The sequence below is a fragment of the Planosporangium thailandense genome (assembly GCF_011947195.1).
Taxonomy (GTDB): Bacteria; Actinomycetota; Actinomycetes; order Mycobacteriales; family Micromonosporaceae; genus Planosporangium; species Planosporangium thailandense.
The window spans coordinates 1-15,865 of record NZ_JAATVY010000020.1; the positions used below are offsets into that span (position 1 = coordinate 1).

Below are 15,865 nucleotides of genomic sequence, written 5' to 3' on the forward strand. Positions count from 1 at the left end.
TTTTAAAAGAAAAAGCCGCCAACCAAATACGTATTCGGTGATTGGTGTCATGCTTTTTCCCCTCCCCCCCCCGCTGAGGGACGCTCGTGGCGGCCCGCCGGCAACGCGCCGGCGGGCCGCCACGAGGCGATGGAACGGGGAAAAGGTGGAACAGGCACACTCAGAGGTACAGATCAACGAGGCCGGCGTCCGGGTGACCCGCTGGAGGTTCGAGGTCGGCGAGCACACCGGCACCCACCGGCACGAGGTGCCGTACGTCGTCGTACCCGTGGTGTCCGGCCGGGTCGGCGTGCGGGTGGGTGACGACGTGAACTACCAGGACCTCGTCGCGGGCCGGAGCTACCTCCGCCCGGCCGGAGCCGAGCACGACGTGTACAACGCCGGCATCGCCCCGTTCACGTTCGTCGAGATCGAACTCGTCGCCGACCACACCGCGTAAGCGTTCGCGCGGAGCGGCGTACGTAGGCTGGGGATGTGGCCCCGGACCGAACCATGCGCGAGCGGATGCTCGCCGGTGAGCTGTACATCGCCGACGACCCGGAGCTGGCCCGGGACTCCGCCCGCGCCCAGGCGTTGAGTCACCGGTACAACACCATGGACCCGACCGACGGCGACGCGCGTCGGGCCCTGCTCACCGAACTGCTGGGCGCCTTCGGCGCGGGCAGCGAGATCCGGCCGCCGTTCTACTGCGACTACGGCTACCAGACCTTCATCGGCGCGCGGACCTTCGCCAACTTCGGACTGGTGTGCCTGGACGTGGCCACGGTGACCATCGGCGACGACGTCCAGCTCGGACCCAACGTCCAGCTGCTGACGCCCACCCATCCGCTCGAGCCCGATCCGCGCCGGGACAAGTGGGAGGCCGCCCGCCCCATCGCCATCGGCGACAACGTCTGGCTCGGCGGCGGCGTCATCGTCTGTCCCGGCGTCACGATCGGGGCGAACACCGTGGTGGGCGCGGGCGCCATCGTCACCCGTGACCTGCCGCCGAACGTCGCCGCGGTCGGCAACCCGGCGCGCGTCGTGCGCGAGCTGACGCCCTAGCCACGGGTGGGGCGGCCCCACCGCCCCGGTCAGGCCTCCTCGACCCGGTTGCGGCCGGCCTGCTTGGCCCGGTACAGCGCGAGGTCGGCGCGGGCGAGCAGCTGGTCGAGGTCGTCGTCCACGGGGGTGAGCCGGGCCAGCCCGACACTGACCGTGACCGGGACCGGCCCGCCGCGGGTGGGCACCGGCGACGCCGCCACCGCCGCGCGGACCCGCTCGGCGAGGTCGACGTCGTCGTCGAGATCGGGCAGCACGGCGGCGAACTCCTCGCCGCCGTAGCGACCGAGCACGTCGCAGCTGCGGACAGTGGTCGCTACCCGGTGCGCCACCTCGCGGATGACGTCGTCGCCGACGGCGTGCCCGTACGTGTCGTTGATCTTTTTGAAGCTGTCGACATCGAGCATGATGGCGCCGAGCGCCCGGCCGTTGCGCCGCGCCGCGGCCACCAGCGTGCCGGCGAGAGCGTAGAAGTGCCGCCGGTTCGGCACCCCGGTCAGCTCGTCGGTGGTGGCCAGCTCCCGCACCCGGCTGAACAGCACCGCGTTGTCGTAGGCGCTCATGCCCTGACTCGCGAGGCCGGCGCAGATCGCCCGGCCGCTGTCGTCGAAGCCCGCACCGGCCAGGACCACGAGACCGACCGGCCCTTCGCGGGCGACCAGCGGTACGACCAGGGCCGCCGGGTGCTGACCGACCGCGGCGCGCAGCGCGGGCGGCAGCTCGTCACCGCTCACCACCGTAGGTGTCGAAGCAGACCAGAATGCCGCAAGCGCAGCGTCACCGGACAGGTCGATCTCCGCGCCGGACGCGACCGCGCCGGCGACCGCCATGGCCGTCAACCGCGGCCCGTGGCCGCGCAGCAGGCAGCCGGCCCGCGCCCCGGCCTGGTCGTACAGCGTGGCGAACAGCTTGTTCAGCAGCTCGGTCGGGTCGAGGATCGCGCTGAGCTCGACCATGCTCGCGCGCAGCGTCTCGGCCAGCTCCTGTTGCCGGCGGCTGGTGAGGACCTCGGCGTCGAGCTGCGCGGCGCGCGCGGTCTCCAGCGACACCGCCACGTGGTGGGTGATCGCGGTCAGCACCGACACGTCGTCTTCGGTGAAGACGCCACGCGCGACCCGGCTGTCGAGGTACACCACGCCGCGCACGACGCCCTTGAGCTGCACCGGGGCCACCATGATGCTGCGCAGCCCGTGCGCGACGACGCTGCGCGACCCGAGCGCCGCGCCCTCGTCGGTGCCGGTGACGACCAGCGCCTCACCGGTCTCGAGGACCCGCCGGACGAGTGTCGAGCCGTACCCGCTCGCTGCGTCAACGTCGTTGCCGGCCGCGTCGCGACCCGCGAACGGCACCGGCTCGCCGGCCTCGTCGACGACGAACATCAGCGCCCGCTCGGCGCCGAGGATGCCCAGCGTCTCGTCGAGCGCGACACCGGCCAGCCGCCGCGGGTCGAGGATGCTCGCCGCGGCGGCGCTGACCTGCTGCAGCGCCTCCAGCCGACGGTTGGTGCCGGAGCTGGCTCCGGCCGCGTGGGTGAACCGGGCGGCCGACGGCGCGTCGTCCACTCCGAACTCCACCCGCACCTGGCGGCGCCGGTGCTCCCAGCCGTGGTCGACGGCCAGCACGTACGCGTTGCGCGCCTGCCGTTCGGCCTCCGCGGTGAGCCCGAGCTGCCGGAAGGCGCGCGCCCGGATCCGGGCCACCTCGAACGACACCAGGGGCGCGTCCAGCGGCCGGGCCACCCGGTCGACCCGGTCGATCAGCTCGATGGCCTTCTCCGTACGCCCCCGCTGCTGCTCCAGCGCGGCTCTGGCGATCTGGTGGGCGACCTTGAGCAGCGGGGTGGTGGTGACGCGGCTCGTTTCCTTCACCGCGTGCTCGGCGACCGCGAGCCGGGCGGCCCGCTCGCCCTCCGGGGCCATCCGCAGCTGCGCGAGCCGTCCGTGCGCCCGGTAGATGTAGAACCATTTGACGTGGGGCATCAGCTCCGAGCGGCGCAGGCCCAGCCCTTCGAACTCGGCGACGAGCTCGTCGAACGGCGCGCCGAACTCGCCCTGCTCGACGGCGGCGGACGCGGCGGCCGTAATGATGTTCGCCCGCTGCACCGGCGTACCGGAGCCGTCCGGGAACGCCGCCCGCAGCGCGGCGTACGCGGCCGCGGCCTCGGCGTGCCGGCCCTGCTGGGCGGGGACCATGACGCCGAGCATCGCGAACGAGGTGCCGGCGGCCTGCGCCGGATCGGGTAGGTGGCGCAGACCCTGCTCGTAGGCTGTCCGCGCCTCACGGGTGTGGCCGCGCAGCACGAACCGCAGGCCGGCGGCGGCCTGTCCGGTGATGAACTGGGCGGGCTCCAGCCACCGGGTGTGCTGGGCGGTCGCCTTGTCCCAGCCGACCCCGTCGTCGAGGCCGCCCTGCACGAGCGCGATGCTGCGCATCCAGTCGGCGAAGGCGACCATCGCCGGGTCGTTGAGAGCCTCCGCCGCCCGGGCCGCCCGCGCGAACGCGCGCTCGGCGACCCGGCGCCGCTTCAACAGGGCCGCGAGGTATCCGAGCAGGCCGTACACCTGGACGTAGGGCGGGCACGGGCCGAGCCGGTTCACCGGGTACAGGGCCCGGAGCGCGAAGATCGCGACCTCCTTCAGCCGGAGACCGACCGCGGCGGCGTAGGCGCCCGAGCCGAGCAGGGCGGCCGCGGCTGCCAGCTCCTCGCGCCGGCGTCCACGGACGGCGCCGAAGCCGATGCGGAACCGGGCGGCCAGCATGCCCACCAGCCCGAGGGCGAGGGTCGTCACGATGAGCACGGCCTTGTTGCGCGGCAGTCCGTGCCCCAGTTCCGCAAGGCCCTGCCGCACCGCGTCGGTCGCCCGGTCGTCGGCCCAGGTGGTGTGGTGCAGTTCGACCATCGTCCGGTACAGCTCGGCGCGCCGCCGCGGCTCCCGCTCCCCGGCCAGCGCCTCCTCCAGCGTGGACAGCGTGTCGGCGAACCGGCCGGCCCGCAGGTACGCGATGGCGAGCGGGTGCAGCAGCTCGGCGCCGGCGGGGTGGCCGCCGGCTGCGGCGAGGGCCCGCGCCTGCTCCAGGAAAGCCACCGCCTCGCCCGGTACCTGGTCGGCGAGCGCCTGCTGCCCGGCGGCGAGGGCGCTGGCGTACCGTGCCGACGGGTCGGCGTCGGCGCCGGCCTGGGCGTGGTGGCGGGCGAGCGCGTACACGTGGCCGGCGTCGCGCGCCTGCGCGGGCAGGGCGTCGAGAGCGGCGGCGACCGTGGCGTGCAGCCGGCGCAGCGCCGTCGCCGGTACCCGGGCCAGCAGCGCGTCCCGGATGTTCGGATGGATGAACCCGTACCGGCCGTCGCCCCGGGGCTCGACGAGCCGGCGGGCTACCGCCACGTCGAGCGCGGCGACGATCCGCTCGTCGGGCAGCGCGCAGGCCGCCGTCACGAGGTCGAGCCGGAAGTGGCTGCCGACCACCGCGGCGGCCACGAGCAGGTCGCAGGCGTCCGGGGGCAGCCCGTCGAGCCGCGAGACGATCAGGTCGCCGACGTCCTGGGTCCGATTGAGGCTGTCCAGGCCGCGCTCGTCCAGCAGCCAGCGACCCCACAGCGGGGCCAGCAGCCCGGTGTCGACCAGCTGGCGCAGGTACTCCACGCTCGCCAGCGGCAGTCCGCCGGTACGGGCGGCGACGTGCGCGACGAGCTCCGGGGGAACGGTGGCGCCGGGAAGTCGGGAGGCCACCAGGGCGGCGGTACCGGCGAGGTCGAGCGGGCCGGCGGAGACCTCGACCTCAGCCGGGAATTCCGGGGCGCCCGCGTCATCGAGCCAGGTGAGGACGACCAGCAGCGGCGCGCCGGGCAGGTCGGCGGCGAGAACGTCGAGCACCCGGTGGGACGCCGCGTCGAGCCACTGGGCGTCGTCGACCTCGAGGACGCCGCCGCCGTACTGGCGGGCCAGCTCGGTGAGGAAGACCGCGAGCGCGGAGAACAGCCGGTCGTCGCGACCGTCGGCCGGCGGCCCGGGCCGGTCGCCGAGGATCGCCGTCAACGCCGGCGACAGGTTCGCGACCAGCGCGGGCCCGGCCGTGTCCGCCGCGCGCCGCAGCCGCTCGTGCGCCTCGGCGCGCCGCTCGTCGGGCAGCTCGCGTACCCGGGTCAGGTGCCCCTCCACGGCGGCGCGGACGGCGGCGAGGGGCAGCTCTTCGTCCTTGACGGCGCGCGTGCGCAGCACGAGCGCCGATCCGTCGGCGGCGGCGGCGACCTCGGCGGCGAGCCGGCTGCGGCCGCCACCGGCCGGGCCGCGAACGACCGCGAAGCCACCCCGGCCGTTCCTGACCTCCTCCCAGCGGGTGAGCAGCGCCCGCCGCTCGGCCGCCCGACCGCACAGCGGCCACTCGGCACCGGCGACCGCGACCGGAACGCCGGCTTGATCGGCCGCGCCGTCGATGCCGCTGAGCGCCGCCAGCAGCGCCGTCGCGCTCGGGTACCGGTCGTCCGGGTCCTTGGCGAGCAGCCGCGTGACGACGGCCGCGAAGGCCGGGTCGAGGTCGGGCCGGAGGTCGCGGGGGTCCGGCACCGGCGCCACGGCGTGCAGCCGCAGCAGTTCGCCGACGTCGTCGGCGAGGTACGGCGGACGCCCGGTGAGGCATTCGTACAGCACCGCGCCCAGGGAGTACAGGTCCGACCGGCCGTCGACCGGCCGCTTGAGCATGCCCGACTGCTCGGGCGCGCCGTACGCGAAGGTGCCGACCGCCGCGTCCGGCGCGATCCGGTTCTGACCCAGCGCCGCGAGGCCGAAGTCGATGAGCACCGCCGGGCGGCCCGCCGGCACCATGATGTTCTGGGGCTTGATGTCGCGGTGGACCAGTCCGGTGCGGTGGGCGGCGGCCAGCGCCTCGGCCAGCTCACGGGCAAGGACGGCGACCCGGTCGCGCGGCAGCGCCCCGTTGACCAGCTCGGCGGCGAGTGAGCGTCCGCCGATGAGTTCGGTGACCAGGGCGGGGCTGCCGTCGTAACGGCCGGCGGCGTAGGCGCGTACCACGCCGGGATGGTCGACGCAGGCGAGCAGCGCCGCCTCCCGGCGGAAGGAGGTCAGGACCGGCTCGTCGTCGACGGCGGGAGTGCGCGGGCGCTTGAGGGCGAAGCGGCGGTCGTCGCGGCGGACGCGGTGCACCACCGTGTACGCGCTACGCCCGATCTCCGCCTCGACCGCCATGCCGGTCAGTTCCATGCCGGCCGGTTCCATGCCGGCCAACTCCGCCGGGTCCGTGTCACGGCCCGGCTGACGTGCGCCTGTGTCCACCTGCTTCACCCGTCGCCTTCACTCCCGTACGCAAGAGCCCATCGGCGTGCGATGGGTGTACGTGAATCTTTTTCTCCCGCCGACGCGGCGGCGCGTCAGCCGTGATTCACCCGATTCACGTAACACGCCGGAGTTTGCCTATTTCAGGGGATTACACCCTTAAAAGGGCATGATTGTCACTGACGGGCGTAGCGGGAGGGCCATGCGCAGCGGCGTGTTCGAGCGGTTCACGGAGGACGACGGCGAACTGCGGGTCGAACTGCACGTCCAGCCGGCGATCAACTACGCGCTCGTACACAACCGGGTACCCGTCGTCCGGCACCTGTCGGTCACCAACCGGACCGGCCAGCCGGTCACCGACCTGCGGATCACGCTCGAACTGCTCGGCCCCGACGGCCCCCTCGCCCCACAGTGGACCCGCTTCGTGTCCGCGCCCGTACCGCCCGGCTCCACCGTCGGCTGGGAGGACTTCACCGAGTTCGTACCCGACCACGGGCGTCTACGCGACACCGACGAGGCGTTCCCGGTCGACTACCGGCTCACGGTCGTGCGACCCGGACAGCCCGACACCCGGCTGGTCGCGCCGTCGTCGGTGCTCGCGCACAACGAGTGGTTCAACAGCCCGGCCCTGTACGACAGCCTGGCCGCGTTCGTGCAGCCCAACACGCCCGCGGTGGATGCGACGCTGCGGGCCACGGCGCGAATCCTCCTCGACCGCACCGGCTCCGGGTCGCTGCAGGGCTACCAGGCCGGACCGGAGCGCGCCGCGCACATCGCCGGCGCGGTGTACGAGGCGCTGCGCCAGCTCGGCATTCACTACCAGCACGTACCGGCGTCCTTCGAGCACACCGGACAGAAGGTGCGCACCACCGCGGCGGTGCTCGACGGCCGGATGGGCAACTGCCTGGACCTGTCGGTGACGTACGCCGCCTGCCTGGAAGCCGCCGGGCTGCACCCGCTGATCTGGCTGACCGGCACCCACGCGTTCGCCGGCTTCCTGCTCGACGCCGACCGGCTCAGCGACGCCGTCGTGACCGAGGCCAACCTGCTCATCTCGATGGTCGAGGCGGGCCGGACCGTACCCGTGGAGCTGACCCGGATCGGTCCGGGCGCCACCTGCGCCGACTTCACCGACGCCGTCCGGGCCGGCCTGGAGCACTTCCGGGCCCGCCGCCACGACCTGCAGGGCGTGGTCGACGTGCACCTCGCGCACCGGTGCGGCATCCGCCCGCTACCCTCGACGGCCACCGTGGACGGCGGCCAGCCCCCGCGGCCCGCCGAGCCGACGGCCGCGCCCGCCGCCGGCTCCATCGACCTTCCCGACGGGGTGGCCCGCGCACAGCTGCGCAAGCGCGCCGAGGCCGGCGAGGCGCCCGAGCGCGCCGACGACTCACCCCGCCGCGTGCAGCAGTGGAAACGGTCCCTGCTCGACCTCAGCCTGCGCAACCCGCTGCTCAACCTGCCCACCCGCGGGCGCGGGCTCGACCTGCACGTACCGGCCGGCGCACTGGCCCTGCTCGACAGCCTCGTCCACGAGGGCGGCCAGATCCAGGTCATCCCGCAGGACGCGATCAGCCAGCTGCACCGGCTCGCCGGGACGGTGCGGGCCCAGGATCTCGACCCGGACGTCCTGGCCCGGGAGCTGCGCACCGACCGGCGCATCTACGGCGCGGTCAGCGAGCAGAAGTACGTGTCCACCATGCGCGACCTCCAGCGCGAGGCCCGCACGATGGAGCAGGAGACCGGCAGCAACTACCTCTACCTGACGATCGGCACGCTCGTACACACCCGGAGCAACGGCGCCGAGGCGCACGCCCCGCTGTTCCTGGTTCCGGTACGCGTCGAGGGCGGCACCGGCCGCCGGCCGTACTTCTTCGCGGCCGACGGCCCCGAGCTCGCCGCGCCCAACCACTGCCTGATCGAGTGGCTGCGCCGCCGGCACGGGGTGGAGATCCCGGAGCTGACGAACCCGGTCGTGGACGACTACGGCATCGACATCGCCAAGACCCTCGCGGCGATCAACGGAAGGCTCGTCGACAGCCGCCTCAACTACCGCATCGACGAGCGCGCCAGCCTGCGGCTGCTGCAGTTCTCGACGTACCGGATGTGGCGCGATCTCGCCGACCACTGGCCGGCTTTCGTCGAGAACCCGGTCGTCCGCCACCTGGTCGACCCCGGCACGGCGCGGTTCGACGACCCGGCCGGCACCGACGGAGCGCACGTCGACGAGGCGGCGCTACACGTGCCGATCCAGGCCGACGGCTCCCAGCTGCAGGCCATCGCGATGGCCGAGCAGGGCCGCTCGTTCGTCCTCGAGGGGCCGCCCGGCACCGGCAAGTCACAGACCATCACCAACCTGATCGCCCGCGCCGTCGCCGCCGGGCGCTCGGTGCTGTTCGTGGCCGAGAAGCAGGCCGCGCTCGACGTCGTCAAGCGCCGGCTCGGCCAGGTCGGGCTCGCCCCCTTCGCCCTCGACCTGCACGGACGCAAGCAGTCGATGAACGCGATCCGCGAGCAGCTGCGCGAAGCTCTCGACCAGCGCGAACGCGGCGGCGAGGCGGGCTTCACTGCCGTCGAGACCGGCTACCGCGCCCGGCTCGCCCCGCTCGCCGGGTACCCGGCCCGCGTCCACACCGCCGGCCGGACGGGCCTGTCCGCCTGGTCGGCGTACGAGGCGACCCTCGCGTACGGCGACGGGCCGAGCGCCCCGGTGCCCGGCAGCTATCTCGCCGCCGCCGGTCACGAGCGGGTGGAGCAGGCGCTCCGGTCGCTGCCCGCCGTCGCCCGGGCGGCCCGGCTGCGCCCGCACCACCCGTGGGCGCTCAGCGGCCGCCGGAGCCTCGACGGCCTGCACGCCGGCGCCGCGACGCAGGTCGCCGCCGAGCTGGAAGAGGTCCGGGGCCTGGTGAGCGAGCGGCCGCATCTGATCCGGCTGCTGCGCGGGCTGCCCAGCCCCACCGCGATCGGCGCGTTCCTGCCGGCCGCCCGGCTCGCCGCCCGCGGCGACCTGCCGGACCGCGAGGTCGTGGCGCGGGCCGCCGATCCACGCTGGGAGCCGGCGCTCGCACGGCTGACCGCGGAGCTGGACCGGTTCCGCGCCGAGTACGCCGCCGAGCTCGCGGCCTTCTCCCCCGAGGTGTTCAGCCTCCCCGACCTGCCGCACCTGCACGCGGAGGCCCGGGAAGCGGCGACCCGCCTGTTCGGCAAGGCCCGGCGCCTGCAGGAGGTCGCCGACCGGCTCACCCCGTACCTGCGGCCCGGCGCCACGGTGGCCGCCGACGACGTCGAGCGGGTGATCGGCCGGCTGCTGCACGCCGGGAGCGCCGCGTCCACCCTCCACCGGCGCATCGAGGAGCTCGGCGGGCTGGTCCTCCCGGACGGCTGGCTGCCCACCGGGCCGGCCGCGCCCGCCGAGCTGGTCCACGCCCGCCAGGCGAGCGTGGCCAGCCGCCAGCTCGTCGCCGGGCACCCGGTGGCGTGGGCGGCCCTGCGCGCGGGCGTCACCGACAACGACGTGCGCGTGCTGGAACGACTCGCCGCGGCCTGGCGGGCCTGGGCCGGCATCCTGCGCAGCGGCCCGCCCCAGCTCCGCCTGTGGACGGCCGGCCTGCACTGGCTCGACGCCTGGGACCGGGACGGCTCGGCCTGGCTGACCGACCTGGGCGCCGAGGAGCTGGCCCCGGTGCGGCACTGGGCGGCGGTCCTCGCCCACACCGACGTGCTGGCCGAGGCCGGTCTGACGGACCTCGCCGACCAGCTGCTGCGCGGCGAGGTCGACCCGGACCTGGCCGAGGAGGCGTACCGGCGCGGGCTTGCGCGGGCCTGCCTCGCCGAGCGGCTGCGCGCCGGCGGGCTGGACCGCTTCGACCCGACGCTGATCGACAAGCACATCGAGCAGTTCGAGGCGGCCGGCCGGCAGCTGCGCGCCGCCCTGCGCGACCAGCTGCCCTCGACCCTGGTACGCCACCGGGCCCGCGCCACCGACGGCCAGGGCGACCGGCTCGCCGAGTTCGCCGCCGAGCTGCGCCGCAAGCGCGGCGGCCGGTCGTTCCGGGACCTGTTTTCGGCCTACCCCGACCTCGTGCTGGCGCTGACCCCGTGCGTGCTGGTCAGCCCGGCCTCGGCGGCCAACTTCCTGGCGCCCACCGCGGCGCGGTTCGACCTGGTCGTGTTCGACGAGGCGTCCCAGATCCGGGTGGCGGAGGCGGTCGGCGCGATGGGGCGCGGCCGGTCGGTGGTCATCGTCGGTGACTCCCGCCAGATGCCGCCGAGCACGATGATGCAGGCCGCGGCCGGCGGCGACGAGGCGGCCGGCACGGCCGGCGACAACGGCCCGGCCGAGGACCTGGAGAGCATCCTCAGCGAGGCCGTCGAGTCCGGTCTCCCCCAGCGGTGGTTGACGTGGCACTACCGCAGCCGCGACGAGTCGCTCGTCGCCTTCTCCAACCGGTACTACTACGACAGCAGGCTGTCGACCCTGCCCGCCCCGGGCCCGAGCAGCACGGCCGGCATCGGCTGGCGCCGGGTCGACGGCGCCTTCGACCGGGGCGGTACCCGTACCAACGAGGTGGAGGCCCGCGCGGTCGTCGCGGAGATCGCCGCCCGGCTGCGCGACCCGGCGACCGCCGACGACTCGATCGGCGTGGTGACCTTCAACATCCAGCAGCGTGACCTCATCCTCAACCTGCTGGAGGACAGCTCGGACCGGTTGATCCGCAACCGGATGGCACCCACCGCGGTCGAGCCGATCTTCGTCAAGAACCTGGAGAACGTACAGGGGGACGAGCGGGACCTGATCCTGTTCTCGTTGGCGTTCTCCACCAACCCGGAGACCGGGCAGCTTCCGTTGAACTTCGGGCCGCTCAGCCAGGTGGGCGGGGAGCGCCGGCTGAACGTCGCGATCACGCGGGCCCGGCGGCAGGTCGTGCTGTTCTCCTCCTTCGACCCGGCCGACATCGACCTGTCGCGCACCACGGCCACCGGTACCCGGCACCTGCGGGCCTACTGCGAACTGGCCGCCGCCGGCGCGGACCGCCTCGGCGACCTCGCCCCCGGCGCCCGCGCCGACCACGACCGGGTCCGGGAGGCGGTCGCGGACGCGATCCGGGCCCGCGGCCACGAGGTGGTCACCGGGTACGGGCTGTCGGACTTCACCGTCGACATCGCGGTACGCGCCCCCGGTTCGCCGCGCTGGCAGGTCGCCGTGATGCTCGACGGTCCCCGGTGGAGCGCGCGGCCGACCGTCGCCGACCGGGACGGCGCGCCGCTGCTGCTGCGTACGGTCATGGGCTGGCCCGAGGTCGTGCGCTGCTGGCTGCCGGCCTGGGTCCAGGACCGCGAGGCGGTGCTGGACCGCATCGACGCCGCCGTGGCCCAGGCGGTCGCCGCCGCCGCAGCGCAGGCGGTCGCCGCCGCCGCAGCCGAGCGGGACGCACCGGCCATTCCCGCGCGGCCCGCGGTCGACCCGCCGGAGGAGAGCGGGATCCCGGACCCGCCGACCCCGTCCGCCGACGCCGGCCCGCTCGACCTCGTCGCGCGCGCGAGAAACGGCGCGAGGCGGGACGCAGCCGCCAGGAGCGGGCCGGCCCGCAACGGCGCGGTGACCGGACGCCGAGCCCGTTCGCAGGCGACGCCGGGCCGGCGCCAGGTGCCCGAGCAGGTGCTGGTCGCGTCGATCGACGCGCCGCCGGCGCCCGCCGCCGAACGCAGACCGGGCGGCGCCGGCGCGCCGTTCGTGCCGTACACGCCGACCCCGCTCGGCAGCCAGTCCGACATCGACGCCCTCGGCACCGACCAGCGCGTACGCAAGCTGGTCCGGGCCAGCCTCAACGAGATCGTCGCCGCCGAGGGTCCCATCGAGCAGCATCGACTCGCGCGCCTGACGCTGGCCCGGTTCGGCTTCGCCAAGATCCGGGAGGACCGCCGCAACGCCGTCCTGGCCCTGGTCGATCCCGCCACGCTCCGCCACCACGAGGGTGTCGGCACCTTCGCCTGGCCGAGCGGGCTCGATCCCCGGCGGTGGAACGGCTTCCGCACCACGCAGTCCCGGACCGACCGCGCCTTCGAGGAGATCGCTCCCGAGGAGATCGCCAACGCCGTGCGGTACGCGCTGACCGCGGCGCCGGAGCTGACCGAGCAGGAGCTGTTCCGCAGCACGCTGGAGCTGCTCGGGTACCAGCGCCGGACCGAGAAGATCACGAAGCTGCTGCGGTACGGCCTGCTGACGGCGCTCACCAGTGGCCGGGTGGTTCACGGCGGCCACGGCCGCTACCTGCTCAGCTGACCAGCCGGTAACACCCGGGAAAACAGTGCCTACCGTCGATGCCCCCATCCGTTACTCTGATCGCGTGCCCGCTGACTTTCCGCATACGTCGGCGTTGACGCTGCCGGAGCGCGACCCACCGGGACGCGACCGGCCCGGGCGCGATCAGTCCAGACGCGACGGCCCGCACGACGGACCCGGATCCGCAGCTGTAAACCCGCCGTTCACACCTGCCCGCGCGGCGCGGACGGCTTCCCTGAACTGCTCAACCATCCCTGACCGGTGCCGATGACACTCACGAGGCCGAGGGAGAGGAGGCGCCATGCGCTGGCCCCGCAGTGCCTCGTCGGCCGCCCCGGTCCATGCCGGGTTCATCGGCGTGACCCTGATGGCCACCATCTCGTACGCCCTCGCCGACCCGGCCGGGCGCACCGTGGTGTACGCGCTGGTCACGCTCGTGCCGGTCACCACCTTCCTGCTCGCGCTCCGGGCCGGGCACCTGCCTGACCGCGTACCGTGGGGCGCCGCCATCGGCGGCCTCGCCCTGCTCACGTTGAGTCACCTGGTGTGGCCGGACTGGATCCCCGCCCACCACCTCGGCCGGGCCGAGGGTTCGCTCACCGACCTCACCATGAACGTCTCCCACACGCTGTTCCTCGTGGGCACGGGCGCGGCGCTGCGCCGGCACGCGGTCCACGACAGCGGCGGGCTGCTGGACGCCGCGATGGTCGGTCTGTGCGCGGGCGGTCCACTGTGGGAGTGGGTGATCCGGCCGCACCTCGGGCCGGACGCGTCACCGTTCGGCCAGGTCATGCTCCTGCTGGACCTGCTGACCCTCGCCGGGGTGGGCGGCTGCCTCCTGCGCATCGGCGTCACAGCGAAGAAGGCGCGCGGACCGCTCGGGTACCTGATCGCCTGCGACGCGTTCACGCTGCTCGCCAACGCCACCGCGGTCCTGACCGTGCACGGCCCCTCGGTGTGGACCGCCGAGTTCATGATGCTGGGCTATCTGACCCTCGCCGCGGCACCGTTGCACCCGGCCGCCCCGTACTGCACCCTGCCGGAGCCCACCGCCGGCCGGGCGACGGGTCACCCACATCTCGGCTGGCTCGGCGCCGCCCTGTGCGCCAACCCGCTGATCGCCGCCGTGCAGACCATTCGCGGCGGTGCCGGCTCCAGCCTGCTGCTGCCGGTCGGTACCCTGCTGGTCATCCCGCTGGTGCTGCTGCGCTTCCAGCAGCTTTCCGCGCAACGGGACAGGGCCGAACGGACCCTTGCGCACCACGCGAGCCACGACGAACTGACCGGCCTGTACAACCGGCGGCACATCGTCGCCGAGATCGACCGCGCGCTGGACGAGGTCCGGCAGGGCGCGCTCGACGGGATCGCCCTCGTGCTGTGCGACCTCGACGGGTTCAAACCGGTCAACGACCGGATGGGCCACCAGGCCGGCGACCTGGTCCTGCAGACCGTCGCGGCGCGGCTCGCCGGCTGCCTGCGCGGCGACGACGTGGTCGGCCGGCTCGGCGGCGACGAGTTCCTGATCCTCTGCCGGGGCGCACCGGAGCGCGCGGTGGCGCAGCTCATCGAGCGCATCCCGCGAGCGGTGGGCACGCCGGTGGAGCTTGCGGGGGTCACCGTGACCGTCGGGGTCACGATCGGTTCGGCGATCGCCGGCACCGCCACCACCCTGGACCGGGACGCGCTGATCGGGCAGGCCGACGCCACCATGTACGCCGGCAAGGCGGGGCGGCGCCGCCTCCCCGGCCCGGGTACCACCCCTCGGGTGGCCATCGAGACGTACAAGTAGTCTCGACCGCCGGAGCGTGACGACGGGAGGCGGGCGTGGAATCGGGGAACCCGGGTGGGGCCGCGGCGATGCTGGCCGCCGATCGGGCGTCCGCCGGGCTGGGCATCGAACCGGTCGAGCTCTCCCCCGGCCGCGCCGTGCTCCGGATGACGGTCACCGAGACGATGCTCAACGGGCACGGCATCGCCCACGGCGGATACGTCTTCCTGCTCGCCGACAGCGCGTTCGCGTGCGCGTGCAACTATCCCGGCTCGACCACCGTCGCGGCGAACGCCGAGATCGACTTCCTCGCGCCGGTCCGCGTGGGCGACCAGCTCGTCGCCGAGGCGGTCGAGCGGGTGCGCCGCGGCCGCAGCGGCATCTACGACATCACCGTCCGGCGCGGTGACGAGGTGGTGGCGGAGTTCCGGGGCCGCAGCCGCACGCTGCGCACCGGCTGACGCCCGCACCCGCCGGCAACGGGCGCCAGCCGGCAACGCCTACTTCGCCGGGTGGCGCAGGGCCATCGCGGACAGCAGCTCGTACGCGGCGTGCGACGCGGCGATCCCGGTGATCTCCGCGTGGTCGTACGCGGGCGCCACCTCGACGATGTCGGCGCCGACGAGGTTGAGCGTGGCGAACGAGCGGAGGATGGCGAGCAGCTCGCGGCTGAGCAGGCCGCCGGACTCGGGGGTGCCGGTGCCCGGGGCGAAAGCGGGGTCGAGCACGTCGATGTCGACCGAGACGTAGACCGGCCGGTCGCCGACCCGTGCCCGGATGCGTTCCGCCACGCCGCGGGTACCGAGGTCCTCCATCTCCCGCGCGTGCACGATCTGGAAGCCGAGCTCGACGTCGTCGGTCAGGTCCGCCGAGGAGTACAGCGGCCCGCGGATGCCGACGTGCAGGCAGCCGGACTGATCGATCAGCCCTTCCTCGGAGGCGCGGCGGAACGGGGTGCCGTGGGTGTACGCCGCGCCGAAGTAGGTGTCCCAGGTGTCGAGGTGGGCGTCGAAGTGCACGACCGCGACCGGGCCGTGCTTGTGCGCCATCGCCCGCAGCAGCGGCAGCGCGATGGTGTGGTCGCCGCCGATGGTGAGCAGCCGGCCGGCCCGCTCGAGGAGGCTGCGCGCGCCCCGGTCGATCCCGGTGATCGCCTCGTCGAGAGAGAACGGGTTGGCCACGATGTCACCGGCGTCGACGACCTGCTGCCGACCGAACGGCTCGACGTCGAGCGCCGGGTTGTACGGGCGCAGCAGGCGCGAGGACTCCCGGACGTGGGTGGGGCCGAAGCGGGCGCCGGGCCGGTAGCTGACGCCGGTGTCGAACGGCACCCCGACGACGGCGACGTCCACGTCGGACACCTCGTCGATGCGCGGCAGCCGGGCGAACGTGGCGGGGCCGGCGAAGCGGGGCAGGACGCTGGCGTCGACCGGACCCACGTTGGTGCCGGAGACGACGCGCGGCGGATTGTCAGTCATGCAGTTC

The 15,865-nt window shown here is 74.3% G+C and carries 7 protein-coding genes; 5 read left to right on the plus strand and 2 right to left on the minus strand.

The features are described 5' to 3' along the window. Positions 1–145: 145 nt before the first annotated feature. Both HC031_RS23190 and HC031_RS23195 read left to right on the plus strand, forming a co-directional pair. A complete protein-coding gene (locus HC031_RS23190; RefSeq protein WP_205863131.1) occupies positions 146–439 on the plus strand; it encodes a cupin domain-containing protein in 294 nt (97 codons plus the stop codon). A 35-nt stretch (positions 440–474) separates the two neighbouring features. Beyond that, a complete protein-coding gene (locus tag HC031_RS23195; RefSeq protein WP_338090790.1) occupies positions 475–1,044 on the plus strand; it encodes a sugar O-acetyltransferase in 570 nt (189 codons plus the stop codon). Positions 1,045–1,073: 29 nt separating this feature from the next. Here HC031_RS23195 and HC031_RS23200 read toward each other — a convergent pair whose 3' ends face one another. Beyond that, entirely contained in the window at positions 1,074–6,329 is a 5,256-nt protein-coding gene (locus HC031_RS23200; protein WP_338090791.1) for a diguanylate cyclase, read from the minus strand. 169 nt (positions 6,330–6,498) lie between these two features. Here HC031_RS23200 and HC031_RS23205 point away from each other — a divergent pair, with 169 nt between their 5' ends. From HC031_RS23205 to paaI, 3 genes are all read left to right on the plus strand, one after another. Next, complete coding sequence (locus HC031_RS23205) at positions 6,499–12,612, plus strand: DUF4011 domain-containing protein (RefSeq protein ID WP_167927515.1); 6,114 nt, start codon at positions 6,499–6,501, stop codon at positions 12,610–12,612. Positions 12,613–12,913: 301 nt separating this feature from the next. Next, a complete protein-coding gene (locus HC031_RS23210; protein WP_167927516.1) occupies positions 12,914–14,401 on the plus strand; it encodes a GGDEF domain-containing protein in 1,488 nt (495 codons plus the stop codon). Positions 14,402–14,469: 68 nt separating this feature from the next. Then, the gene (gene paaI, locus HC031_RS23215; RefSeq protein ID WP_167927595.1) at positions 14,470–14,841 is read left to right on the plus strand and encodes a hydroxyphenylacetyl-CoA thioesterase PaaI; all 372 of its coding nucleotides are present in this window, start codon (positions 14,470–14,472) and stop codon (positions 14,839–14,841) included. Between the two features lie 39 nt (positions 14,842–14,880). On the opposite strand, the gene speB is transcribed toward paaI, so the two are convergent. Further along, positions 14,881–15,858: an agmatinase gene (speB, locus tag HC031_RS23220; protein ID WP_167927517.1), complete on the minus strand. Its 978-nt coding sequence runs from the start codon at positions 15,856–15,858 to the stop codon at positions 14,881–14,883. Positions 15,859–15,865: the final 7 nt, after the last annotated feature.